The 900-nt window shown below is 66.3% G+C and carries 1 protein-coding gene; it reads right to left on the minus strand.

From position 1 onward, the window contains the following. Nucleotides 1-136: 136 nt before the first annotated feature. Complete coding sequence (locus AAW13_RS43590) at nt 137-763, minus strand: DUF1345 domain-containing protein (RefSeq protein ID WP_206306391.1); 627 nt, start codon at nt 761-763, stop codon at nt 137-139. Nucleotides 764-900 lie beyond the last annotated feature (137 nt).

Raw genomic sequence — 900 nt, forward strand, 5'->3', positions numbered from 1 at the left:
GCGCTCTTCGGGTGTGCGCTGCTCGACCTGGTGGTGCGTGGCCTCTCGCCGCGCTGACACGGGGGGCCGGACCAGGTCGTCGAGCCGTGCCAGGGATGTCTGGACGACCGTGGGCACCGGCCCCTGGTCGGGGGCGTCAGCCGGTGATGACGCCCACCGCGATGCCGAGCGTCGCCGTGTTGTAGATGAACGCCAGGATGCTGTGCGACAGGATGCGGGAGCGGATCCTGGACGTCTGCGTCTCCACGTCCGAGACGGAGAAGGTGGTGCCCAGGGTGAAGGAGAAGTACGCGAAGTCCACGAAGTTCGGGCGCTTGGCGTTCGGGAAGACGAGGACCTCCTCCGGCAGCGCGCTGTAGTACTCCTGGGCGTAGCGCTCGGCGTAACCGAACTGGAGGATCACCCAGGCCAGGATGACGGCCGGGACCCCGACGAGCTTGGACAGGGCCTCAGCGCCGTCGTTGCCCTTGTTGACGACGATCAGCACGCCGGCGGTGATGCCGATGATCGCGGTCAGCACCGTGAAGAGGTACCCGGTGCGCCGGCCCTGGATGCTCCTGAGCCACTCGGTGTCCTCGCCGTCGACGTGGTTCTTCCGGCTCCTGAGCCGGGACACCCGTGTGGACAGGTAGACCAGGGCGAGGAGGTCCCACAGCCCTATGTAGAGCATCATGTGCTTCTCCAGCACGGCGATGGCGATCCCGAGCAGGATCAGCACGGCCTCGATGGCCCGGGACATGATGAGCGTAACTCTGTTGAACACATTGCCTCTTAGGGGTTCCGCGGATCGCGGCAGGGGAGGGGGACGTCATCCGGCACGGCCGGGCAGCAGAAACCTTAGCCGACTTCCAGCCATGTGCTCGCACATACGTGTGCTGAGTGAACCCGGCTGCCGGACGT

Source organism: Streptomyces humi (genome assembly GCF_001005085.2).
GTDB lineage: Bacteria > Actinomycetota > Actinomycetes > Streptomycetales > Streptomycetaceae > Streptomyces > Streptomyces humi.